The sequence below is a fragment of the Kitasatospora gansuensis genome (assembly GCF_014203705.1).
Classification (GTDB): domain Bacteria; phylum Actinomycetota; class Actinomycetes; order Streptomycetales; family Streptomycetaceae; genus Kitasatospora; species Kitasatospora gansuensis.
Map to the genome: position 1 here is coordinate 2,405,628 of NZ_JACHJR010000001.1, position 24,336 is coordinate 2,429,963.

The 24,336-nt window shown below is 72.8% G+C and carries 13 protein-coding genes; 3 read left to right on the forward strand and 10 right to left on the reverse strand.

Going from position 1 to position 24,336, the window contains the following annotated elements:
• Positions 1 to 157: 157 nt before the first annotated feature.
• Positions 158 to 1,705 (reverse strand): S8 family peptidase, encoded by a 1,548-nt coding sequence (locus F4556_RS10530; protein ID WP_281403644.1) that lies wholly within the window; start codon positions 1,703 to 1,705, stop codon positions 158 to 160.
• Between the two features lie 154 nt (positions 1,706 to 1,859).
• Between F4556_RS10530 and F4556_RS10535 the strand changes: the two genes are divergently transcribed.
• Entirely contained in the window at positions 1,860 to 6,452 is a 4,593-nt protein-coding gene (locus tag F4556_RS10535) for an ATP-dependent helicase (protein ID WP_184913689.1), read from the forward strand.
• Between the two features lie 219 nt (positions 6,453 to 6,671).
• On the opposite strand, the gene F4556_RS10540 is transcribed toward F4556_RS10535, so the two are convergent.
• The 8 genes from F4556_RS10540 to F4556_RS10575 all read right to left on the reverse strand — a co-directional run bounded on the left by F4556_RS10540 (position 6,672) and on the right by F4556_RS10575 (position 19,126).
• Complete coding sequence (locus F4556_RS10540; RefSeq protein WP_057229461.1) at positions 6,672 to 7,043, reverse strand: helix-turn-helix domain-containing protein; 372 nt, start codon at positions 7,041 to 7,043, stop codon at positions 6,672 to 6,674.
• A gap of 239 nt (positions 7,044 to 7,282) precedes the next feature.
• The gene (locus F4556_RS10545; protein WP_184913691.1) at positions 7,283 to 7,777 is read right to left on the reverse strand and encodes a CinA family protein; all 495 of its coding nucleotides are present in this window, start codon (positions 7,775 to 7,777) and stop codon (positions 7,283 to 7,285) included.
• Positions 7,774 to 8,424 carry a CDP-diacylglycerol--glycerol-3-phosphate 3-phosphatidyltransferase gene (gene pgsA, locus F4556_RS10550; protein WP_184913692.1) on the reverse strand — a complete coding sequence of 217 codons (651 nt, stop codon included), beginning with the start codon at positions 8,422 to 8,424 and terminating at the stop codon, positions 7,774 to 7,776. Before pgsA ends, F4556_RS10545 begins: the two co-directional genes overlap by 4 nt.
• Positions 8,421 to 9,875, reverse strand: a complete 1,455-nt coding sequence (gene rimO, locus F4556_RS10555; protein WP_184913694.1) for a 30S ribosomal protein S12 methylthiotransferase RimO — start codon at positions 9,873 to 9,875, stop codon at positions 8,421 to 8,423. The genes pgsA and rimO overlap by 4 nt, the downstream gene beginning before the upstream one ends.
• 81 nt (positions 9,876 to 9,956) lie before the next feature.
• Complete coding sequence (locus tag F4556_RS10560) at positions 9,957 to 10,817, reverse strand: helix-turn-helix domain-containing protein (protein ID WP_313068245.1); 861 nt, start codon at positions 10,815 to 10,817, stop codon at positions 9,957 to 9,959.
• Positions 10,818 to 11,024: 207 nt separating this feature from the next.
• Positions 11,025 to 13,661, reverse strand: a complete 2,637-nt coding sequence (locus F4556_RS10565) for a DNA translocase FtsK (RefSeq protein ID WP_184913698.1) — start codon at positions 13,659 to 13,661, stop codon at positions 11,025 to 11,027.
• A 99-nt stretch (positions 13,662 to 13,760) separates the two neighbouring features.
• Entirely contained in the window at positions 13,761 to 14,381 is a 621-nt protein-coding gene (locus F4556_RS10570; protein ID WP_184913700.1) for a response regulator, read from the reverse strand.
• Between the two features lie 248 nt (positions 14,382 to 14,629).
• Positions 14,630 to 19,126 carry a HAMP domain-containing protein gene (locus F4556_RS10575; protein WP_246511452.1) on the reverse strand — a complete coding sequence of 1,499 codons (4,497 nt, stop codon included), beginning with the start codon at positions 19,124 to 19,126 and terminating at the stop codon, positions 14,630 to 14,632.
• Positions 19,127 to 19,662: 536 nt separating this feature from the next.
• On the opposite strand from F4556_RS10575, the gene F4556_RS10580 reads away from it, so the two are divergent.
• Together F4556_RS10580 and F4556_RS10585 are read left to right on the forward strand one after the other, a co-directional pair.
• Complete coding sequence (locus F4556_RS10580; RefSeq protein ID WP_184913704.1) at positions 19,663 to 22,197, forward strand: SpoIIE family protein phosphatase; 2,535 nt, start codon at positions 19,663 to 19,665, stop codon at positions 22,195 to 22,197.
• Between the two features lie 292 nt (positions 22,198 to 22,489).
• Entirely contained in the window at positions 22,490 to 23,044 is a 555-nt protein-coding gene (locus tag F4556_RS10585; RefSeq protein ID WP_184913706.1) for a GPR1/FUN34/YaaH family transporter, read from the forward strand.
• Between the two features lie 86 nt (positions 23,045 to 23,130).
• Here F4556_RS10585 and F4556_RS10590 read toward each other — a convergent pair whose 3' ends face one another.
• Entirely contained in the window at positions 23,131 to 24,204 is a 1,074-nt protein-coding gene (locus tag F4556_RS10590) for an NHL repeat-containing protein (protein ID WP_184913707.1), read from the reverse strand.
• Positions 24,205 to 24,336: the final 132 nt, after the last annotated feature.

Consider the following 24,336-nt stretch of genomic DNA (forward strand, 5'->3'; position numbering starts at 1 on the left):
TACGGCCAGGGGCTCGGGGAACTGCGACGCCGACCTCGAAAAAGGTCACCCGTGCGTTGTCGGTGAGGCACTTTCGCATTTTGCCCCACCAGCCACGAACCGTCGCCGTTCCCCGAGCCCCTGGCTGCGCCATGGCTGAGCGCCCTGCGAAAAGAACCTAACCGTTGCCGGGAAGTGCCAGGACCCCGGAGCCGAAGAACTGCCGTTCCACGCAGGCCCCCGCCCCGTACGGGCAGTTGCCGCCCGCTGCGTCGGCGAGCAGCGCCACCAGCCGGTCCGGCCGCCAGTCGGGATGACCCGCTGCGGCCACCGCGACCGCGCCGGTCACGTGGGCTGCGGCCATCGAGGTCCCGGCCAGCGCCGCGTACTGCCCGCCGGGCCAGTCCGAGACCACCGCCCCGAACGGCCCGCCCTCGGGTTCGCCGCCGGGCGCCGCGATGGAGATCCGGCCGCGCCCGTAGTTGCTGTAGGCGGTGGGCAGGCCGAAGCGGTCGAGCGCACTGACCGTCAGGACGCCGGGCAGTTCGCCGGGCAGCCGGATGCAGTCGGTGCCGAGCAGCCGGTTCTGCGCCGGGCCGGTGAGCCGGTCGTTGGGGCTGCGCTGGTCGCGGCGGACGGCACCGAGGTCCTGGCCGTCGTTGCCGGCCGAGGCGACCACCACCGCGCCCTGCCGCTGGGCGTAGCCGACGGCGCGGCCGACCGCCTGGATCAGCGCGGCCTGGTCGGGGTCGGTGGGGCAGTTGTACTTCCAGGGGTCGGCGAAGTAGCTGTCGTTGATCGCCTTGGCCCCGTGGTCGGCGGCCCAGAGCATGCCGCAGATGATGTTCTCGGTGTAGTACTGCCCGAGCGGTCCGAGCAGCCGGACGGCGGCGATCCGGACGCCCGGCGCCACGCCGGTGACGCCCCGGCCGTCCCTGGCCGCCCCGACGATCCCGGCGACGTGGGTGCCGTGCCCGCTCTCGGTCACCCCCCGGTCGGGGCGCCAGGCGCCGTACCGGGCGTCGGGGCGGCCGTCGGCGCAGGAGACCGAGGCCCGGGGGTCGACGGCCGCGCGGAGGTCGGGGTGGGTGTCGTCCACCCCGGAGTCCAGGACCGCGACCAGCACCTGCCGGAGCGCCTCCCCGGACGGGACCTCGCCCGCCGTACGGAGCAGCGCGGCGGGCAGCGGCCCGGGCTGCCGTCCGGCCTGGTCGGTGGCGCCGATCATCGCCAGGTTCCAGTCGGCGGACTCGGCCGGGTCGGGGGTGAGCGCCTCGGCGTCGTCCCCGCCGTCGAAGGTGTCGCCCCGGGTGTCGCGGAAGTAGCCCGCGCCGTCCAGTGCCCCCGGCGGTCCCGGGACGCCGGTGGTCCGGCTGGCGCCGACCGCCGCTATCCCGGGATGGCCGCGGAGCCGGTCGGCGAAGCTCCCGGTGGCGTAGGCCAGCACCACGCCGATCTGCGGGTACTCCTGGACCACCCGGCCTCCGGTCGCCCTGACCTGTCGCGCGGCGGTGGCGGCGCCCTCGGCGTCCTGACGCTCCGCCAGCACCAGGTAGCTCAGGTACGAACGGCTCGGCCCGGCCACGTACGGCACCGCACCGCCGATCAGCAGCGCGACCATCAGGACCCCGAACAGGATCCGGATCCGGACCTTGCGCGCTCCCGGTCGTCCCGGCCGCGCCGCGTCGCCCAGACCCATCCGCACGGCGAGACCCAGCCGTTCCATCGCGCGACCTCCACTCGTCGGTGCGCCCGCCAAGATCACGGGTCCGATACATCACCATATGAGCGGATTTTCCGGCCTGCCCGATCTGGCTAGGGCAGACGGGCAGCGGCGCTGGCAGGCCCGGTCTGTCAGCGCGGGCGGGCACCATGGGGGCATGGCGGAACGTGACCTGACGGCTTCTCTGGACAGCTTCGCTCCGGCGACCAAGGCCTGGTTCACGGGGGCGTTCAGCACGCCCACCACCGCCCAGGCCCAGGCCTGGGACGCGATCAACCGGCGGACGGACGTCCTGGTGGTCGCCCCCACCGGCTCCGGCAAGACGCTGGCCGCCTTCCTGTCCGCGCTCGACCGGCTCAGTCACACCCTGCCGCCCGCCGACCCGAAGCGCCGCTGCCGGGTGCTCTACATCTCCCCGATCAAGGCCCTGGCGGTCGACGTCGAGCGCAACCTGCGGGCCCCGCTGGCCGGGCTGCGCCAGGCGGCCGTCCGGCTCGGCCTGCCGGAGCCGGACGTCCAGGTCGGCATCCGCTCGGGCGACACCCCCGCCGCCGACCGCCGCCGGTTCGCCACCCACCCGCCGGACATCCTGATCACCACCCCCGAGTCGCTCTTCCTGCTGCTCACCTCCGCCGCCCGGGACGCGCTGCGCGGCGTCGACACGGTGATCCTGGACGAGGTGCACGCGGTCGCCGGGACGAAGCGCGGCGCCCACCTGGCGCTCAGCCTGGAGCGGCTGGACGAGCTGCTGGACCGCCCGGCCCGCCGGATCGGCCTGTCGGCCACCGTCCGCCCGGTGGACGAGGTGGCCCGCTACCTGAGCCCGCAGCGCGGCGCGGTGGTGGTCCAGCCACCCGCCGACAAGCGGTTCGACCTCTCGGTGGTGGTTCCGGTCGCCGATCTGGACGAGCTGCCGAGCGACACCGAGGACCCGGCCCGGCAGGCGTCGATCTGGCCGCACGTCGAGGAGCGGATCGTCGACCTGGTGCAGGCGCACCGCTCGACCATCGTGTTCGCCAACTCCCGCCGGCTGGCCGAGCGGCTCTGCAACCGGCTGAACGAGATCGCCCACGAGCGTGCCACCGGCGCCCAGCTGCCCGAGGCGCACTCCCCCGCCCAGCTGATGGGCGGCTCCGGCGCCGCCGCCGGTGCGCCCGCGGTGATCGCCCGGGCGCACCACGGCTCGGTCTCCAAGGAGCAGCGCGCCCTGGTCGAGGAGGAGTTGAAGGCCGGTCGGCTGCCCGCCGTGGTGGCCACCTCCAGTCTGGAGCTGGGCATCGACATGGGCGCCGTCGACCTGGTGATCCAGGTCGAGTCACCGCCCTCGGTCGCCTCCGGCCTGCAGCGGGTCGGCCGGGCCGGCCACCAGGTCGGCGCGGTCTCCACCGGCGTGGTCTTCCCCAAGTACCGGGCCGACCTGGTGCAGTCCGCCGTGGTCACCGAGCGGATGCGCTCGGGCGGCATCGAGGCGCTCCGGGTGCCGCGCAACCCACTGGACGTGCTGGCCCAGCAGCTGGTCGCGATCACCGCGCTCGACACCTGGGACGTGGACGAGCTGCTCGCCCTGGTCCGCCGGGCCGCCCCGTTCGCCACCCTCCCGCAGTCCGCCTTCGACGGCGTGCTGGACATGCTGGCGGGCCGTTACCCCTCGGACGCCTTCGCCGAGTTGCGCCCCCGCCTGGTCTGGGACCGGGTGGCCGGCACGGTCACCGGCCGCCCCGGCGCCCAGCGCCTCGCGGTCACCTCCGGCGGCACCATCCCGGACCGCGGCCTGTTCGGCGTCTTCATCGTCGGCAGCGACCCCAAGAAGGGCGGCGGGAGGGTCGGCGAGCTGGACGAGGAGATGGTCTACGAGTCCCGGGTCGGCGACGTCTTCACCCTGGGCACCACCTCCTGGCGGATCGAGGAGATCACCCACGACCGGGTGCTGGTCACCCCCGCCCCCGGCATCCCCGGGCGGCTGCCGTTCTGGAAGGGCGACAGCCTCGGCCGCCCGTTGGAGCTCGGCCGCGCGGTCGGCGCCTTCGTCCGCGAACTGGGCGCCCTGACACCCGATCAGGCGACGGTCCGGCTGAAAGCCGCCGGGCTGGACGACTGGGCGGCGGCCAACCTGCTCACGTACCTGGCCGAGCAGCGCACCGCCACCGGCCACCTGCCGGACGACCGCACCATCGTGGTCGAGCGGTTCCGGGACGAGCTGGGCGACTGGCGGATCGTCATCCACTCCCCGTTCGGCGCCCAGGTGCACGCCCCCTGGGCACTCGCCCTCGGCGCCCGGCTGCGCGAGAAGCACGGCCTGGACCCGCAGGTGATGCACGCCGACGACGGCATCGTGCTCCGCCTGCCCGACGCCGACCTCCTCGACTTCCCGTCCGACAAACCGATCACCACCGACGCGCCGGTCGGCGCCGACGCCGCCCTGTTCGACAAGGGCGAGATCGAGCAGCTGGTGACCGATCAGGTCGGCGGCTCCGCCCTGTTCGCCGCCCGGTTCCGCGAGTGCGCGGGCCGGGCATTGCTGCTGCCGCGCCGCAGCCCCGGCAAGCGCACCCCGCTCTGGCAGCAGCGCCAGCGGGCGTCCCAGCTGCTGGAGGTGGCCGGCGAGTACGGCTCGTTCCCGATCGTGCTGGAGGCGGTCCGGGAGTGCCTGCAGGACGTCTTCGACGTGCCGGGCCTGGTCGAGCTGATGGGTGATCTGGAGTCCCGCGCGGTCCGGCTGGTGGAGGTCACCACCCCCGAGCCGTCACCCTTCGCCCGCTCGCTGCTGTTCGGCTACGTCGCGCAGTTCCTGTACGAGGGCGACTCCCCGCTGGCAGAGCGGCGGGCCGCCGCGCTGGCGCTGGATTCCCGGCTGCTCTCCGAGCTGCTCGGCCAGGCCGAGCTCCGCGAGCTGCTCGACCCGGCGGTGCTGGCCGAGCTGGAGGCGGAGCTGCAGCGGCTCACCCCGGAGCGCCGGATCAAGGACGCCGAGGGCGTCGCCGACGCGCTGCGCCTGCTCGGGCCGCTCTCCACCGAGGAGCTGACGGTCCGTGGGGCCGACCCCGAGTGGGCGGCCGGGCTGCAGGCCGCTCGCCGGGTGATCCAGGTCCGGATCGGCGGCGAGCAGCGCTGGTCCGCGATCGAGGACGCCGGGCGGCTGCGGGACGCGCTCGGCACCCCGCTGCCGGTCGGCGTCCCCGAGGCGTTCACCGAGCCGGTCAAGGACCCGCTGGGCGACCTGCTGGCCCGGTACGCCCGCACCCACGGCCCGTTCACGGCGCCCGAGGCGGCGGCCCGGTTCGGCCTGGGCGGCGCCGTGGTCACCGGCGTCCTGCACCGGCTGACCGCCGACGGGCGGCTGGTGCAGGGCGAGTTCAGGCCCGGCGAGGGTCACAGCGGCCTGGTCGAGTGGTGCGACGCCGAGGTGCTGCGCCGGCTGCGCCGCCGCTCGCTGGCCGCGCTCCGCCAGGAGGTGGAGGCCGTGCCGCCCCGGGCGCTGGCCGCCTTCCTGCCGCAGTGGCAGCACCTGGGTGGCCACCGGCTGCGCGGCCCGGACGGCCTGCTCCGGGTGGTCGAGCAGCTCCAGGGGACCGCCCTGCCCGCCTCCGCGCTGGAGAAGCTGGTGCTGCCCGCCCGGCTGCTCGACTACACCCCCGCGCTGCTGGACGAGCTGATGGCCGCCGGCGAGATCGGCTGGTCCGGCGCGGGCGCGCTGCCGGGCAAGGACGGCTGGATCGGGCTGCACCTGCCCGAGTCGGCCCACCTGCTGCGCCCGGAGCCGGTGCCACCGGCCGTCACCCCCGTGCACACCGCGTTGCTGGCGGCCCTGGCTGGCGGCTACGGCCTGTTCTTCCGTCAGCTGACGGAGCGGCTGCCCGAGGTCCCGGAGGGCGAGTTGACCGAGGCGCTCTGGGACCTGGCCTGGGGCGGCTATGTGACCAATGACACACTGGCGCCGCTGCGTGCCCTGCTCGGCTCGGGCCGGACGGCCGGCGCCACCGCGCACCGGGCACCCCGGGCCGCCCCGCGTGGCCGGTACGGCGGGATGGCCAGGCCGGCCGCCCGGGCGGGTTCCCCGACGGTGGCCGGCCGCTGGTCGCTGCTGCCGGAGCCGGCCGCCGAGCCGACCCTGCGGGGCACCGCGCAGGCGCAGACCCTGCTGGACCGGCACGGCGTGCTGACCAGGGGCGCGGTGGCCGCCGAGCGGGTGCCGGGCGGCTTCGCCGGGGTCTACCGGGTGCTGAGCGCCTTCGAGGAGCGCGGCCGGGCCCGCCGGGGCTACTTCGTGGAGGGCCTGGGCGGGGCACAGTTCGCGATGGACGGCGCCGCCGACCGCCTGCGGTCGGTCAGCGGGCGGCTGGAGCGGGCGGGCGAGGCGGCCTGGGCGACCGCACCGGCCGCCGAGGCGGCCCAGACGCTGGTGCTGGCGGCGGCCGACCCGGCGAACGCGTACGGGGCCGCGCTGCCCTGGCCCGAGCTACCGCCCGCCGCCCAGCAGCACCGGCCGGGGCGGAAGGCCGGGGCGCTGGTGGTGCTGGTGGACGGCGAGCCCGCGCTGTACGTGGAGCGGGGCGGCAAGTCGCTGCTGGCCTGGTCCGAGCAGCCGGTGGCGGTGGCGGCGCTCGCCGAGGCCGTCCGGGGCGGGGCACTGGGCAGCAGCGTTACCGTCGAACGGGTCAACGGGGAAGCGGCGTTGACGGCCCCGATGGGGGCTCTGCTGGAGGAGGCGGGCTTCCATCCGACACCCCGGGGGTTCCGACTGCGCGGGTGACCGGGGCGGGGGCCCGGTGGTGGCTGCTGTGGATCGGGATCAGGCTGAGGCTCCAGCCGCCCGCCAGCAGGCCCAGCGCGGCCCGCCCGGCCCCGAGGCCGGTGCCGAGCAGCGCGGCCAGGCACAGGGCGCCGAGCAGCACGGCGGGCCACCACCGTCTGGCAGTGGCCCGCACGGACCGTACGTTCTGCATCGCGGCCTCCACTCGGAGGCCGGGGGTCAGGCTGCCACCACGTCCACGGCGGCGGCCTTGGGCGAGATGGAGCTCATCCGGTCGACACCGGGAGCCGGCAGCTGAACCGGTTCGAGTACCGGCCTCAGCAGCTCACCCTCCGAGAGAGTGGCCATCGCCGCAAGTTCGGCGAGCGACAGCTCGTCGCTGACCTCCCGCATCACCTCGGACATCCGGACGTCCAGCGCGTCGCAGATGGCGGAGAGCAACTCGGAGGAGGCCTCCTTCTGTCCCCGCTCGACCTCGGAGAGGTAACCGAGCGAAACCCTGGCGGCTGCCGACACCTCGCGAAGTGTGCGGCCCTGGCGTTGGCGCTGCCGACGCAGTACATCGCCCAGTAGGCGACGGAGCAGGATCATCGGTGCCTCCCTCCTCGGACTGCGGATCGAGATGTCACGACCCCACCGTACCGCCTTGTCCGCATCGCGTGCGGGGACCATGGTCGTGTTCACTCTGGGCTGCAATGCTGCCCCCTCCCCTGATTGTTCCCCGCCCGACTACCTGACTACTGCCCATTCGGGGTATCCGATGTAACACGATCCTGCTGCCGTACCGGGTGGTTCAACGGCTTTTCGGGAAAGCCCGGCACGGGACGGGCTCAACGCGCTACGCGATCCAGCATCAGGTGCAGGGCTGCCCGCACGGTGTCCTGCCGGATTGTTTCACGTGTTCCTGACAAGTGAAGGGACTCCGTCCCGACTCCGTCGGGTCCGGCCCAGCCGAGGTGGACGGTGCCGACCGGCCGGCCGTCCTGCTCCTCGGGGCCGGCCACACCGGTGGTGGCCAGGCCGTAGTCGGCGCCGAGCAGTTTGCGGACGCCCTCGGCCATCTGACGGGCCACCACGGGGTGGACAGGGCCCTGCACGGCGAGCAGGCCCTCGTCCACGCCCAGCAGCGCGGCCTTCAACTCGGTGGCGTACGCGACCACGCCGCCCCGGTAGGTCGCGGAGGCGCCGGGGACGTCGACCAGCGTGGCCGACAGCAGACCGCCGGTCAGCGACTCGGCGACGGCCAGGGTGGCGCCCCGGTCGCGGAGCGCCCGGTGCAGGTCGGCGGCGGGCTGCGGGTCGGCGGCGGACTGACGGTCGGTCACTTCGCGGTGGCTTCCTTCGTCCGTCCGGCCTCGCTCCGGCCGGCCCGGCGCAGCACGATCGCCTGCCGGACGTAGTCGAGACCGGTGCCGACCGTGAGCAGCACGGCCACGGCCATCAGCAGGGCCCGCGCGGTGGCCAGCCAGCCGGTCAGCTCCAGCACGTACATGCCGACCGCGATGCCCTGGGTGAGGGTCTTGAGCTTGCCGCCCCGGCTGGCCGGGATGACGCCGTAGTGGATCACCCAGAACCGCATCACGGTGATGCCGAGCTCCCGGGCCAGGATCACCGCGGTGACCCACCAGGGCAGGTCCCCGAGCACCGACAGGCCGATCAGGGCGGCGCCCATGATGGCCTTGTCGGCGATCGGGTCGGCGATCTTGCCGAAGTCGGTGACCAGGCCCTTGCGCCGGGCCAGCTCACCGTCGAACAGGTCGGTGATCATCGCGATCGCGAACGAGGCCCAGGCCACCGAGCGCCACTTGGGGTCGTGGCCCCCGTCGGCGAACAGCAGCAGCACGAAGACCGGGACCAGCAGCAGCCGGATCATGGTCAGCACGTTGGCGATGTTCCACAGGGAGGGAACGGGCGGCGTACCGGCGTCGCCCGTCGGCTGGGCCGGGGCGGAGGCGCCTGGCCCTCTGCTCATGCCTCGGCTCCCACGCGCTCCAGCGCCTCCGCCACCAGGTCGACACCCTCGGTGCCGACCACGGTGGCCCGGTAGTACTGGCCGATCTCGGCGTCGTCGGCGCCCAGCAGGGTGGTCAGACCGTCGGTCTCCGGGGCCTGGTGGGCCGACCGGCCCTCGACCACGCCGTCCTCGACCGACTCGACCAGCACCTCGACCTCGGTGCCGATCCGCTGCTCGGCGCGCTGCGCGGTCATCTCCTCGGCCAGCTTGGTGAGCCGCGCCAGGCGGTCCTCGACCACGTCCTCGGACAGCTTGCCGTCGAAGGTCGCGGCCTCGGTGCCGTCCTCGTCGGAGTAGCCGAAGACGCCGATCGCGTCCAGGCCGGCCTCGGTGACGAAGCGCTCCAGCTCGGCGAAGTCCTGCTCGCTCTCGCCGGGGAAGCCGACGATGAAGTTGGACCGGGCACCGGCCTGCGGGGCCTTGGAGCGGATGGTGGCGAGCAGCTCGAGGAACTGCTCGGTGTTGCCGAAGCGGCGCATCTTCCGCAGCACGGCCGGGGCCGAGTGCTGGAAGGACAGGTCGAAGTACGGCACCACACCGGGGGTGGTGGTCATCACGTCGATCAGGCCGGGTCGCATCTCGGCGGGCTGCAGGTAGCTGACCCGGACCCGGCGGATGCCGTCCACGGCGGCGATCTCGCTCAGCAGGGTCTCCAGCAGGCGGATGTCGCCCAGGTCCTTGCCGTACGAGGTGTTGTTCTCGCTGACCAGCACCGCCTCGGTGACGCCCTGCTCGGCCAGCCACTGGGCCTCGCCCAGCACGTCGGAGGGGCGGCGGGAGATGAACGAGCCGCGGAAGGCCGGGATCGCGCAGAACGAACATCGCCGGTCGCAGCCGGAGGCCAGCTTGACCGAGGCGACCGGGTTGTCGTCCAGCCGCTTGCGCAGGGTGCGCGGGCCGGACGCCGGGGCGACGCCCTCGGGCAGGTCCGCGGGGGCGCCGTGGCCGGGCAGCGCGACCTGGGTGGCGGCGGCCTGTCGGGCCACCGGGGTGAGCGGGAGCAGCGTGCGGCGGTCCCGGGGCTTGTGGGCCTCGATGTTGCCGCCGGACAGGATGGTCTGGAGGCGGCTGGAGATGTCGGTGTAGTCGTCGAAGCCGAGCACCCCGTCCGCCTCGGGCAGCGCGTCGGCGAGCTCCTTGCCGTAGCGCTCGGCCATGCAGCCGACCGCGACCACGGCCTGGGTCCGGCCGTGACCCTTGAGGTCGTTGGCCTCCAGCAGGGCGTCGACGGAGTCCTTCTTGGCGGCTTCGACGAACCCGCAGGTGTTGACGACGGCGACGTCGGCGTCGGCGGCGTCCTCGACCAGCAGCCAGCCGTCCGCCTCCAGTCGCCCGGCGAGTTCCTCGGAGTCCACCTCGTTGCGGGCGCATCCGAGCGTGACAAGGGCGACAGTACGGCGTTCAGGCATAGGGACAAGGTTAACGCGCGGCCCCCGGTGCCGTTCGCCCCGGAGTCCGCGCGCCCTGGATCAAGGGCGGATTGTTGTGAATCAGCCGGCCTGCGGGTCGCCGGGGGTGTAGGTCAGGTGCTTGACCTGACCGTCCTGGCCGGCCGGGCCGAGGTCCTTGCCGTTGACGAACACGTGCACGGCGCCCGCGTTGCCGATCACCAGCTTGATCTGCTTCGGGTCGGTGAAGGTCTGGGCCTCGCCCTGCTCCAGGTTGTTCTGGAACAGCGACTTCCCGGCGCCGTCCGTCGCGGTGACCCAGCTGGTGCCGCCCTCGGCGACCAGCTTCACGGTGACCTTGTCGGCCGGGGCGGCCGCGATCGCCTGGACGCTCGGCGCGGGCGCCGGGGGCTGCACCGAGGGCGAGGCGGAGGCCGAGGCACTGGGCAGCGGGGCGCTGGCGGAGCCGGCCGTGGTGACGGTCTTCTCGCCGGAGAACAGGTTGAAGCCGATCAGCGCGACCACCGCGACGATCGCGGCCACCATGGCGGCCGTCCAGTTCGGGCGGCGGTGGTCGGTGACCTTGATCGGGCCGGTGTCCAGCAGCTGGGTCGGCCGCTGCGCCGTCGGGGCGCCGCCGTGCGCGGCGTCGTACTGCGCCACCAGCGCCTCGCCGTCCACCCCGACCGCCTTGGCGAACGCCCGGATGTGGCCCCGGGCGTAGAAGTCGCCGCCGCAGCGGGAGTAGTCGTCCTCCTCGATGGCGTGCAGGATCGGCACCCGGACCCGGGTGTCGGCGCTGACCTGATCGATCGTCAGCCCGGCCTGCCGACGCGCGTCGGCGAGCGCCCGGCCGATCGCGGGCAGCTCGACGACCGGCTCCTGGGCGGCCGGGGGCACGGCCTGGGAGTCGGGGGCGGAGGACCGGCGGTTGTCGCGGGGCGAGGACTTGCCGATGGTCACTGGGCGCGCCTTTCGAGCGTTGGCCACCTGCTGAGAAGACAGTCTAGGGGCGGGCCGGGAGGCTTTCTCAAGCGGAGTAGGCCCGAACGTGCGGCACCACCCACCCGTCCTGACACCGGGTCAGCCGGATCGGAGTGCCGTGCACGGTGGGACGTACCCGTTCGGCCCATGGTTCCCCTCCTCCGAACGAGTGAGGAGGGGTCGACGTCACCCTCGCAGCGTGAGCAGTACGGCGTCGAGTTCGTCCGGCGTGACCAGGACGTCCCGGGCCTTCGAACCCTCGCTCGGGCCGACGATGCCGCGCGACTCCATCAGGTCCATCAGGCGGCCCGCCTTGGCGAAGCCGACCCGCAGCTTGCGCTGGAGCATCGAGGTGGAGCCGAACTGGGTGGAGACCACCAGCTCGGCCGCCTGGATCAGCAGATCGAGGTCGTCGCCGATCTCCTCGTCGATCTCCTTCTTCGGGCCGCCGCCGACCACCACGTCCTCGCGGTAACGGGCCGTCAACTGGTCCTTGCAGTGTTGCACCACCCGGGCGATCTCCGCCTCGGTGACGAAGGCGCCCTGCATCCGGACCGGCTTGGAGGCGCCCATCGGCAGGAACAGCGCGTCGCCCTTGCCGATCAGCTTCTCCGCGCCGGGCTGGTCCAGGATGACCCGGGAGTCCATCATCGCGGAGGTCGCGAAGGCCAGCCGGGACGGCACGTTGGCCTTGATCAGACCGGTCACCACGTCCACCGAGGGCCGCTGGGTGGCCAGCACCAGGTGGATGCCGGCCGCCCGGGCCAGCTGGGTGATCCGGACCACCGAGTCCTCGACGTCGCGCGGCGCGACCATCATCAGGTCGGCCAGCTCGTCGACGATCACCAGCAGGTACGGATACGGCGTCAGTTCCCGCTCGCTGCCCAGCGGCGGCTTCAGGGTGCCGGCCCGGACGGCCGCATTGAAGTCGTCCACGTGCCGGAAGCCGAACGCCGCCAGGTCGTCGTAGCGCATGTCCATCTCGCGCACGACCCACTGCAGCGCCTCGGCCGCCTTCTTCGGGTTGGTGATGATCGGGGTGATCAGGTGCGGGATGCCCTCGTACGCGGTCAGCTCGACCCGCTTCGGGTCGACCAGCACCATCCGCACCTCGTCCGGGGTGGAGCGCACCAGCACCGAGGTGATCAGGCAGTTGATGCAGGAGGACTTGCCCGCGCCGGTGGCACCGGCGACCAGGATGTGCGGCATCTTCGCCAGGTTGGCCATCACGGTGTGACCCTCGACGTCCTTGCCCATGCCGACCATCAGCGGGTGCATGTCCTCGGCGGCGGTGCGCGAGCGCAGCAGGTCGCCCAGGTTGACCATCTCGCGGTCCCGGTTCGGGATCTCCACGCCGACCGCGGACTTGCCGGGGATCGGGCTGATGATCCGGACGTCCGCGCTGGCCACCGCGTAGGCGATGTTCTTGGCCAGCGCGGTGATCCGCTCCACCTTCACGGCCGGGCCGAGCTCGACCTCGTACCGGGTGACCGTCGGGCCCCGGGTGAAACCGGTGACCTTGGCGTCCACCTTGAACTCGGTGAACACACCGCTGAGCTGGGCCACCACCTCGTCGTTCAGCGCACTGCGGGCCTTGCCGGGGGCGCCGCGCTCCAGCAGGTCCAGCGAGGGCAGCGCGTAGCCGCCGGACCCGCCGAGCTGGAGCTGCTCCATCCGTGCCGGGGCCTCGCCGTGGCCGTCCGGGGCGTCGGAGGCGCGGGCGGCCGGGACGGCCGGCTCCTCCGGCGGGGCGGTGTTGTCCTTGACCTGGTGCAGCATGCTCGCCACCGCCGGGGAGGCGGGCACGCCGTAGAGCAGCGCCCCGTCCAGGTCGGCGGCCACCCCGGCCGCGATGTCCCTGGTCTGGTACGGGTCTTCGGCCTGTTCCGGTGCGGGTTCCGGTTCGAGCTTCTTGCGCCGACGGCGGCGCCGGGCGCCGATCTCGTCCTCGGGGGTCTCCACGGTGTACGGCAGCGCGTCCGGGTCGGCGTCCTCGGGCGGCGCGGTGGAGTACTCGCGCTCGTGCTCCGGGGCGTCCAGGTCCTCCGGGCCCTCGACCACGCCGAGCTTCTGGCCGAGACCGCGCAGCCGCTCCGGGATCTTGTTGACCGGGGTCGCGGTCACCACCAGCAGACCGAAGAAGGCGACCAGCAGCAGCAGCGGCACCGCCAGCGGCGGCCCGGCGGCGGCCATCATCGGCGTGGACGCGGCCCACCCGACGATCCCGCCGGCCGACCGTATCCGGGTCGCCCCACTGCCCATCGCGGGCGCACCGCAGCCGATGTGCACCAGCCCGAGCACCCCGACCACCAGCGCGCTCAGCCCGACCGCGATCCGGCCGTTCGCCTCCGGGAGCCCGGGGTGCCGCATCAGCCGGACGGCGATCGCCGCCAGCAGGAACGGCACCAGCACGTCGACCCGCCCGAACAGCCCCGACACCACGGCGGTGGCCGCCTCGCCGAGCCACCCCTGCGGGCTGAACCACGTCCCCGCGGCGGTCACCAGCGCGAGCGCGAGCAGCAGGAGTGCGACCCCGTCCTTGCGGTGCGCCGGGGGCAGGTTCTTCGCGCCGTCGCCGAAACCGCGGAAGGTGGCGCCGACGGCGTGCGCGAGGCCCAGCCAGACGGCGCGTACGGCGCGGAAGAGTATCGGCCTCGGCGGGGGCGGCGGAGCGGCGGCCGGCCTGGCCGCAGCCTTCTTCGCGGCGGGGACCGCCGCCTTCTTGGCGACTGCCTTCTTCGCGGGCGCCTTCTTGGCCGGGGCCTTCTTGGCCGGCCCGGGCTTCGGGTTGCGCGCCGCGGCGCCGGGCGTACGAGTGGCCATGGGACAGCACCCTACCGGGGCCCTGGCTCACCGGGCATGTGACGCACACTCAGGGCGCATAACCTTTTGCGCACTCCCCTTCAGCAGGGGCAGCGCACGTTACGCAGAGCCGGGACGCAGCGCGTCAAGTGCCTTGCGCAGCCCCGCGAGCTTGCGTTCCAGGTGTGCCGCCGTGGTGGCGGCCGCGGTGTCGGCTGAGCCGTCGAGCTGCTTGACCAGTGCCTCGGCCTGCTCCTCCACCGCCGCGAGCCGGGCGGAGAGTTCGCCGAGCACCGGCGTCTCGCCCGCCTCCAGCTGGAGGCGGAGCAGCGCGGCCTGCTCCTTGAGCTGACAGTTCTTCACGTACAGGTCGACGAAGACCGAGACCTTCGCCCGCAGCACCCACGGGTCGAAGGGCTTGGAGATGTAGTCGACCGCGCCGGCCGCGTAGCCGCGGAAGGTGTGGTGCGGCCCGTGGTTGATCGCGGTCAGGAAGATGATCGGGATGTCCCGCGTCCGCTCCCGCCGCTTGATGTGCGAGGCGGTCTCGAAGCCGTCCATGCCGGGCATCTGGACGTCCAGCAGGATCACCGCGAAGTCGTCGGTGAGCAGCGCCTTGAGCGCCTCCTCACCGGACGCGGCCCGGACCAGCGTCTGGTCGAGCGCGGAGAGGATGGCCTCCAGCGCGAGCAGGTTCTCCGGCCGGTCGTCGACCAGGAGGATCTTCGCTTTCTGCACCACGACCCGCCCTCCTGCCGGTTGTCTGCCGATGGCGGCCGCCTTCGCGCCGCCCACCACTGCCCCGGTCATGCTAGCCGCACCCCCTCGCCCGCCACGTCGCTCCCGGCGATCGGCAGCGCGACAGTGCCGAAGCACACAGCGGCGCCGGAGCACCACGTCACCATTCGGTCACTGTTCGCAACGTTGCGCGACCTTACCCGGTTCCCGTCCGAACCCGCCAGTGCGGCGGGAGAGCGCGCCCCCGGCGGTTACCTGCCCTTGGCGGCTGGCAGCCAGTGGCGCATCACCGCCAGCAGGTGATCGGCCTCGACCGGCTTGGTGACGTGGTCGGTCGCGCCCGCCTCCAGACTCTTCTCCTTGTCGCCCTTCATCGCCTTGGCGGTGAGCGCGATGATCGGCAGGCCGGCGTACTGCGGCATCCGGCGGATCGCCTCGGTGGTCGCGTAGCCGTCCATCTCCGGCATCATGATGTCCATCAGCACCAGTGCAACGTCCTCGTGCTGCTCCAGCACCTCGATGCCCTCGCGGCCGTTCTCCGCGTACAGCACCGTCAGGCCGTACTGCTCCAGCACGCTGGTGAGCGCGAAGACGTTCCGGATGTCGTCGTCCACGATCAGCACCTGCTCACCGGCAAACCGGCCCTGGAACTGCGCGGGCACGGTGCCGGCCAGCTCCTGATGGGGCGTCGGCTCGGGCTCCTGGGCAGCGGCCCGGCGGCGTTCGGCCGCGCCCCGGCGGCGGACCTCGGCCAGCTCGCGGACCTCCTGGGCCCAGTGCTCGGCCGGGTTCTCACCGATCGGGACGGGCGTGCCGACCGGGGTGACCGCGATGGTGGCGCGGACCGGCAGCAGCTGCCGGTCCTGGCCGGGGGCGTCCGGCGCCTCGCTGCGCAGCGGCAGGTAGAGGGTGAAGGTGGAACCCTCGCCGAGCTCGCTCTCGGCGTGGATCTCGCCGCCGAGCAGCCGGGCGATCTCCCGGCTGATCGAGAGCCCGAGACCGGTGCCGGCGTACTTGCGGCTGATGCCGCCGTCGGCCTGCTTGAACGCCTCGAAGATCTCCCGGAGCTTGTTGCCGGGGATGCCGATCCCGGTGTCGGAGACCGAGAAGGCGATCAACGGCTCGTCCGGATCGCTGATCACCCCGTTCTCCAGCAGCTGTTCCCGGACGTGCTGCGGGACGGCGCCGTCGGCCCGGCGGATCCGCAGCTCGACCGCGCCGCTGTCGGTGAACTTGACCGCGTTCGAGAGCAGGTTGCGCAGCACCTGCTGGAGCCGCTGCTCGTCGGTGTGCAGGGTGACCGGCAAGTCCGGCGAGACCACCACCGCGAAGTCCAGGTTCTTGTCCGCGGTGAGCGGGCGGAACGCCGCCTCGACGTAGTCGACCAGCTGGACCAGCGCGATCTTGGCCGGGCGGACGTCCATCTTGCCCGCCTCGACCTTGGAGAGGTCGAGGATGTCGTTGATCAGCTGGAGCAGGTCGGAACCGGCGCCGTGGATGGTCTCGGCGAACTCGACCTGCTTGGAGGAGAGGTTGCCCTCGTTGTTGTCGGAGAGCAGCTTGGCCAGGATCAGCAGCGAGTTGAGCGGGGTGCGCAGCTCGTGCGACATGTTGGCGAGGAACTCGCTCTTGTAGCGCGAGGCCAGCGCGAGCTGCTCGGCGCGCTCCTCCAGGACCTGCCGGGCCTCCTCGATCTCGCTGTTCTTGATCTCGATGTCCCGGTTCTGCTGGGCGAGCTGCTCGGCCTTCTCCTGGAGCTCCTCGTTGGTCCGCTCCAGCTCCTCCTGGCGGGCCTCCAACTCGGCCGAACGCATCGAGAGTTCGGCGGTGAGCCGCTGGGACTCCAGCAGCAGGCCCTCGGTCTTGGTGTTGACGCTGATGGTGTTGACGGTGACGCCGATCAGGTCGGCGATCTGGTTCAGGAAGTCGATGGCGACGGTGGTGAAGGAGGAGAAGGTGGCCAGCTCGATCACGCCGAGCAGCCGGCCCTCGAACAGCACCGGCAGCACCACCACGTGCGCCGGGCTGGCCTCGCCCAGGCCGGAGGCGATCTTCAGGTAGCCGGGCGGGGTCTCCTTGAGCATGATCGAGCGCTTCTCCACCGCGGCTTGGCCGACCAGGCCCTCGCCGGGGCGGAAGGTGGTCGGCATCGAGCGGCGCTGGTAGCCGTAACTGCCGATCAGGCGCAGCACGGTGTCGTTCTCGTCGTCGTCCTCGGTGATCAGCTCGGCGGTCCGGCCGGCCGGCTGGGCCAGGAAGAAGGCGCCGTGCTGGGCCGAGACCACCGGGGTGAGCTCGGTCATGATCAGCGCGGCGACCGCCTCCAGGTCGCGGCGGCCCTGGAGCAGACCGGAGATCCGGGCCAGGTTGGTCTTCAGCCAGTCCTGTTCCTGGTTGGTCCTGGTGGTCTCGCGCAGGTTGGCGATCATCTGGTTGATGTTGTCCTTGAGCTCGTCGAGCTCTCCGGACGCGTCCACGTCGATCCGCAGGCTGAGGTCGCCGCGGGTCACCGCGGTGGCCACCTGGGCGATCGCGCGGACCTGGCGGGTCAGGTTGTCGGCGAGTTCGTTCACCGACACGGTGAGGTCCTGCCAGGTGCCGTCCACGCCGGGCACCCTGGCCTGGCCGCCGAGCCGGCCGTCGGTGCCGACCTCGCGGGCGACGCGGGTGACCTCGTCGGCGAAGGCGCCGAGCTGGTCGACCATGATGTTGATGCTGGTCTTGAGTTCGAGGATCTCGCCGCGGGCGTCCACGTCGATCTTCTGCGACAGGTCGCCGCGGGCGACGGCGGTGATGACCAGGGCGATGTTCCGGACCTGCCCGGTCAGGTTGTTGGCCATCTGGTTGACGTTGTCGGTCAGGTCCTTCCAGATCCCGGCCACGCCCGGTACGCCGGCCTGCCCGCCCAGGATGCCGTCGGTGCCCACCTCGCGGGCCACCCGGGTCACCTCGACGGCGAACGCGGACAGTTGGTCCACCATGGTATTCAAGGTGCCCGCCAGCGCGGCGACTTCGCCCTGCGCCTCGATGGTGATCTTCTTGGAGAGGTCACCGCGGGCCACCGCCGTGGCCACCTCGGCGATGTTCCGGACCTGTGAAGTCAGGTTGGAGGCCATGAAGTTGACGTTGTCGGTCAGGTCCCGCCAGATTCCGGAGACCCCGCTCACCCGGGCCTGGCCGCCGAGGATGCCCTCGGTACCGACCTCGCGGGCCACTCGGGTCACCTCGTCCGCGAAGGCGGACAGCTGGTCGACCATGGTGTTGACGGTGAGCACCAGTTCGCGGATCTCGCCGCGGGCGTCGACGGTGATCTTCTTGGAGACGTCGCCGCGGGCCACCGCGGTGGTCACCTCGGCGATGTTCCGTACCTGCGAAGTCAGGTTGTTGGCCATCAGGTTGACGCTGTTGGTCAGGTCCTTCCAGGTGCCGGAGACCCCGGGCACGCTGGCCTGACCGCCGAGGATTCCCTCGGTGCCGACGTCCCGGGCGACCCGGGTCACCTCGTCCGCGAAAGCGCCGAGCTGGTCGACCATCGTGTTGATGGTGTTCTTCAGCTCCAGGATCTCGCCGCGTGCGTCGACCTTGATCTTCTGCGACAGGTCGCCCTTGGCCACCGCCGTGGTGACCTGGGCGATGTTCCGCACCTGACTGGTCAGGTTGTTGGCCATCGAGTTGACGTTCTCGGTCAGGTCCTTCCAGACCCCGGCCACGCCGGGCACCTGGGCCTGACCACCGAGGATGCCTTCGGTACCGACCGCGCGGGCCACCCGGGTGACCTGCTCGGCGAAGCCGGAGAGCTGGTCCACCATCGTGTTGATGGTGTTCTTCAGCTCCAGGATCTCGCCCCGGGCGTCCACCTCGATCTTGCGCGAGAGGTCGCCCTTGGCCACCGCGGTGGTCACCTCGGCGATGTTGCGGACCTGGGCGGTCAGGTTGTTGGCCATGAAGTTCACCGAGTCGGTGAGGTCGCGCCAGACCCCGGCCACGCCCGGCACCTTCGCCTGCCCGCCGAGCCGGCCCTCGGTGCCCACCTCGCGGGCCACCCGGGTCACCTGGGCGGAGAAGCCGTTGAGCTGGTCCACCATCGTGTTGACGGTGTTCTTCAGCTCCAGCATCTCGCCGGCCACGTCCACCGTGACCTTGTGCGAGAGGTCGCCCTTGGCGACCGCGGTGGTCACCTCGGCGATGTTGCGCACCTGGGCGGTCAGCCGACCGGCCATGGTGTTGACCGAGTCGGCCAGGTCCTTCCAACTGCCGGTCGCACCACGCACCCTGGCCTGACCGCCGAGCTTGCCCTCGGTGCCCACCTCGATGGCCACCCTGGTCACCTCGTCGGTGAACTCGGAGAGCTGGTCCACCAGCCCGTTCACCGTCCGGCCGACCTTCAGGAACTCGCCGCGCAGCGGGTGGCTGGCCCCGTTGGTGTGGACCGAGCGCAGCTCCATCCGCTGGTCCAGGTCACCCTCGGAGATCGAGGTGAGCACCCGGCCGACCTCGGCCATCGGGCGGGCCAGGTCGTCGATCAGCGCGTTGCAGTTGTCGACCGCCGCCATCCAGGCGCCCTCGCCGACCCCGCTCTCCAGCCGCTCGGAGAGCCGCCCCTCCCGGCCCACCGCCCGGCGGACCCGGGCCAGCTCACCGGTCAGGTGCTGGTTGCGCTCGGCCACCTCGTTGAAGACCGCCGCGATCTCGGCCAGCGGCCCGTCGCCGGGCACCGTCAGCCGCCGCCGGAAGTTGCCGTCCCGCATCGCGGTCAGCGCGCCGAGCAGCTTGCGCAGATCGGCGGGCTCGGCCCCCCGGTTGTGGTTCGGGCGCCGCCCCGAGGCGGCCCGCACCGTCGGACGGCCGCCCGGGCGGGCGGTCGTCGTGCTGGTACCGGGTACGTCCTTGGTGGCCGAACTCAACGAGGCCCTCCCACATTGTGACCGTCTCCACGCCACCCCCTTCGGGGTGACCACCGGCCCGCCGCACTCGGGGCGGACGCCGGCGCACCTCGACCGTAACCCTTCGGCCGGGTGCTGCGGACCCCCCAGTCTGGCAGCACCGCCGCCGGGTGTCCGTCCCCTTGCACAGGCTCTGCACCCCGACAGCGCAAACCCGCGCCCCCGTACCGGGCCCGCCCCCGGTCCGCCGGGTGGTCAGAATCACCCGCAGGTGCTGCATTCCACCCAGCGGGCCCACGGAAGTGCCGCCGGAAAGTAGGGTGGGACGCTGCACCGACCCCGGGACGCCCGACCCAAGGGCAGATCTGACCGGGCCTTCGATCTGATGGGAGACGTGGCACGTGGTCACCGCGCGCGCAGCCGCCACCTTCGAGCCGGTCGACCGGTCGGCCGCCGCGGCGCGCGGCTTCGTCCGCGACGCCCTGCTCGGCTGGGGGCTGCCCGAGGTGGTCGACGACGCCGTGGTGCTGGTCAGCGAGCTGGTCACGAACGCCGTGGTGCACGCCGGTACGGCCGCCGAGGTGTGCGTCCTGCGCGAGGAGGAGACGATCCGGATCGAGGTGACGGACCGTCACCCCGAGCGCGGCCTGCCCTCGTTCGCCAACGTCCCCGCGCAGAGCTCCGAGCGCTACGGCGACCCGGACGGCGAGGGCGGCCGGGGTCTGCTGATGTGTTCGGCCATCTCCAGCTGTTGGGGCGTCGAGTACTCCGCCGGGCAGAAGACGGTCTGGTTCCGCCTCGCCCTCCCCGAGCACATCATCGGCACCCGGTACGCGCTGCCCGCCCTGCCAGGCGGCGAACTCCCGGGCGCCGAGGGCCCGGTCCTGGTGGCCGTGGTCCAGGTCGACGAGCAGGGCCTGGTCAGCTCCTGGAACCAGGACGCCGAGGCGCTCCTCCGGCTCCCCGCCGAGCAGGCGGTCGGCCGGCCCTGGTCCACCCACGTGCTCTGGCCGCCGGACGGCCCCGAGCTGGCCGAGACGCTCCGGCTGGCCCGCTGGGAGGGCGGCTTCTCGCTCCGGCTGGACGGCCAACCCGAGGTGTACGCCGTGCAGGTCCGGGTCCGGGACACCCACGGCGTCCCGTCCACGCTCTGCCTGCTGGTGCACGAGAGCGACCGGGCGGTGCTCCGCTCCCCCGCGACCGGCAGCGACGCTCCGGCCGGCGTCGAGCCGTTCGACCTGCTGGTCGGGCACATCGGCCCGGACGACCTGGGCGGCCTGCTGCAGCGGATCGTCGAGCGGGCCCGCGACCTGCTGGACTCGGACGCCGCGTACCTGCTGCTCACCACCGACGACGAGACCGAGTTCGAGCTGCGGGCCGCCACCGGCCTGCCCGGCGCGGGCCGTCGGCACCCGCCGATCCCGGTCGACTCCGGGGCCGGCCGGTACGACTCGGCCCGGCTGCCCGCCGTGCACGAGGACCTCGCGATCCGGCCCAACGTCGCACCGCTGCTGGCCGGTTCGGGGCTGCGCTCGCTGATCACCGTCCCGCTCAAGGTGGACGGCCGGCTCACCGGTTCGCTCGGGGTGGCCGCTTTCGGCCCCGGCCGGTACGACAACGAGGACGCGCTGCGGCTGCAGTTCGCCGCGGACCGGGTCGCGCTGGCCCTGGAGAGCGCCCGGCTGACCGAGCTGGAGCGGCTCCGGCGCGGCTCGCTCTCCTTCCTGGTGGAGGCCTCCGACCTGCTCGCGGGCACCCTCGAACACGGCCAGACGCTGGCCCTGATGGCGCAGATGGCAGTGCCCACGCTGGCGTCCTGGTGCGCCGTCTACACCACCCACGACGCCGGCGCCGACCTCGCCTTCGTGCTGCACCAGGACGAGGACCGGATCGACCAGCTGCGCGCGCTGCTCGACAAGACCCCGCCGCCGGAGGCCGGCCCCGACAACGGCGTCCGGTTCTGGACCGCCCCGGTCGAGGCGGCCCGGCTGGCCGGGCTGACGGACAGTCCGGAACTGGCCGGGCTGCTCGGCGAGATCGTGGTGCTCCCGCTGGCCGCCCGGAACCGGGTGATCGGCCTGCTGGTGCTCGGCGTCTCCACCGGCCTGCGGTTCCGGCAGGAGATGCTCGAGCTGGCCGAGGACCTGTCCCGCCGGGCCGCCCTGGCGCTGGACAACTCCCGGCTCTACTCCGAGCGCACCGCCACCAGTCAGGCGTTCCAACGGGCGCTGCTGCCACCGGAGTTGCCGAAGATCCCGGGCGTCGAGGTGGAGGTCTTCTACCAGGCCGCGGGCGAGGGCAACGAGGTCGGCGGCGACTTCTACGACATCTTCCCGATCCGCGAGGGCACCTACGGCTTCGCGATCGGCGACGTCTGCGGCACCGGCCCGGAGGCCGCCGCGGTCACCGGCCTGGCCCGGCACGCGCTGCGGCTGCTGGCCCGGGAGGGCCTGGACGGCCCGCAGCTGCTCGGCCGGCTGAACACCGCGATCCTGGACGAGGGCAGCCGCAGCCGCTTCCTGACCCTGCTCTACGGCGAGTTGACACCCCGTCCGGACGGCAGCACCGACCTCTCGCTGGTCTGCGCCGGGCACCCGCTGCCGCTCCGGCTGACCACCGACGGCCGGGTGGACGCGGCCGCCACCCCGCAGCCACTGCTCGGCGTACTGGACGAACTCGAGCTGGTGGCCGAGCAGTTCACGCTCCACCCCGGCGAGGTCCTGCTCTGCGTCACCGACGGCGTCACCGAACGCCGGGAGGGCCAGCGGATGTTGGGCGACGACGGGCTGGCCGCCGTACTCAGCGGCTGCACCGGCCTGACCGCCGGGGCGGTCGCCGCCCGGGTGCAGCGGGCGGTCGAGCGGTTCGCCGCCGAGCCGCCGTCGGACGACATGGCCATCCTCACCCTGCGGATTCCGGAGCAGCGGAAGGGCTGATCCGCTCACCCTCGCTCACACTCGTTCAGCAGTCGTCACATGACATCTGACGACCGGACAAATTGTGGGATTCACAAGGGTACAAGCCCGCTCGGGCCGGGTACACCGATCTCACCGGGGAACACCCCGGAGGGGACCGACCGGCAGCTCCGACCTGCCGGTTCATCATTCAGCCGCAGCCGCCCGCACCGTGGGACCATCCCTGGTTCCGTGCGCCCACGGCCGGCACGCGCACCCACCTTCACGCACACTCCTGCCGCGTCTGCGGCGCCCAGAGTGAAAGGAGCCTCCGGTGAGCAACGAAGCTACCGGGGCGAACGCCCGATCCGCCGATGCCGGCAACCTCGGCTACCTGGCTCTCGGTCTGACCCTTCTCGCGTACGGCATCCTCGGCACCGGGGTCTTCTCCGGCACCGGCCTCAAGGACGCCGCCTCAGTCGCCCACCTGGTCGGCGGGCTGACCCTGTTCATCGCCGGCCTCTGGCAGCTGCGCAGCGGCGACGGCTTCACCGGCACCGCCTTCACCGGCCTCGGCGCCTTCTGGGCGACCTGGTCGACAGCAGGCGGCGCGAGCAAGAACGCCGCCGGGCTGTTCCTGCTGCTCTGGGCCCTGCTCGCACTGAGCCTGACCCTGGCCGCCTGGAACTCCGGCCTGTTCAGCCGGCTCATCTACGGCCTGTTCACCCTCTCCCTGGTGCTCAGCGCGCTCGGCGTGCTGAACAGCAGCTCGGGCCTCGGCAAGGCAGGCGCCTGGCTGGCCGCCGTCGCCGGCCTGGCCGCCTGGTACTCGGCCACCGCCGCGCTCACCGAGAGCGGCTGGGGCCGGGCGGTGCTGCCGACCAAGTAAGCCTCCACGGAGGTCGGTTCACCACCTGAGTGCCGCAGCCGGGCCGCCCGCCCCACCGGGCGGCCCGGCTGCGGGCTCTGTTGTGCTCAGAGCACCACCGCACCGAGCGGCAGCCGGCCCGCCGCGAGCTTCCTGGCCTGACCGGTCGTCAGGTCCACTACGGTGAGCCCGTCCCAGCCACCCGGCCGGCTGAACCCGCCGGTGACGTACGCGGTCCGGCCGTCCCGGGAGACCGTGACGTCCTCGTGCGGACCGTCCAGCGGGATCAGCCGCTCGGCGCCACCCGGGCTACGGACCGTCAGCGAAGGCCCGTGGTCCGTCGCACCGATCGGCCCGGTGCCGACCACCAGCAGCGTGCCGTCCGGGGCCAGCGCGGTGCCGTGCTGATGGGTGTCGGCGGTCATCCGCTCGACCGTCACCGCCCCGGTAGCCGGATCGAGCACTGCCAGCCGCTCCCCCTCGAAGGGCAGCAACAGCCGTCCGTCGTCCCGGACTTCGGCGTAGTGCGGCTTCAGCCACGAACCGAGGCCGCCCTCGGTCCCGTACGGCGCCACCTCCATCCGGCGTGGGCGCAGCCCGTCCACCGGCACCGCCGTCACGTCGAAGGAGTCGTGCCCGACCGCGTACACCTCCCGGCCGTCCCGCGACACCAGCACGTCGAACGGCCGGCGCCCGACCGGCACCACATCGGTGACCCGCTGCTGCGCCGCGTCGAGCACCTCCAACACCCCTGACTTCCCAGGCACGTTGACGCCCACGTAGACCTGCCGCCCGTCCGGCGAGAGCGCGATGCCCATACCGCCGCCCCGGTACTCGCCGGTGGTCACCGGGCCGGTCGCGGTCCGGTACGGGACCAGTGCGAGCAGCCGCCGCTCCCGGGTGTCCAGCACGGCCACCCCTTCGGCCGTCGCCACCCAGGCCCGGCCGTCCGGGCCGAGCGCCACTCCCCACGGCGCGGTGCCGACCCGAAGCGAGCCGGTCGGGCCGGTGGCCGGGTCGACGAAGGTCACGGTGTCGGCGCCGAAATCGGTCACCAGCAAGGTTCCCGATGCCACGGCCGACGTCGACGTTGGCGCCTGCGTCGGCGTCTGCGGTCCACCGCACGCCGCCAGTGCCAGCACCAACGCCCCGAGTCCGATCAGCGGCCGCCAGCTGCCCATGCCTGTCACCCCTCTCCGTCGCCCTACCGCCATCCTCCGGCGGCCGCCGCGCGCCGGAGTCCGCGATCGGCCGACAGCCGGGTCATCCGATCGGCTGTTGCGACCAATCGGAAGAGTGCATTCCGCTCCGGC

Bases quoted from the DNA above. Each gene is read 5' to 3' on its own strand.
- F4556_RS10530 (WP_281403644.1), bottom strand. From the start codon at position 1,705: ATGGAACGGCTGGGTCTCGCCGTGCGGATGGGTCTGGGCGACGCGGCG.
- F4556_RS10535 (WP_184913689.1), top strand. From the start codon at position 1,860: ATGGCGGAACGTGACCTGACGGCTTCTCTGGACAGCTTCGCTCCGGCG.
- F4556_RS10540 (WP_057229461.1), bottom strand. From the start codon at position 7,043: ATGATCCTGCTCCGTCGCCTACTGGGCGATGTACTGCGTCGGCAGCGC.
- pgsA (WP_184913692.1), bottom strand. From the start codon at position 8,424: ATGAGCAGAGGGCCAGGCGCCTCCGCCCCGGCCCAGCCGACGGGCGAC.
- rimO (WP_184913694.1), bottom strand. From the start codon at position 9,875: ATGCCTGAACGCCGTACTGTCGCCCTTGTCACGCTCGGATGCGCCCGC.
- F4556_RS10565 (WP_184913698.1), bottom strand. From the start codon at position 13,661: ATGGCCACTCGTACGCCCGGCGCCGCGGCGCGCAACCCGAAGCCCGGG.
- F4556_RS10575 (WP_246511452.1), bottom strand. From the start codon at position 19,126: ATGCGGGACGGCAACTTCCGGCGGCGGCTGACGGTGCCCGGCGACGGG.
- F4556_RS10590 (WP_184913707.1), bottom strand. From the start codon at position 24,204: ATGGGCAGCTGGCGGCCGCTGATCGGACTCGGGGCGTTGGTGCTGGCA.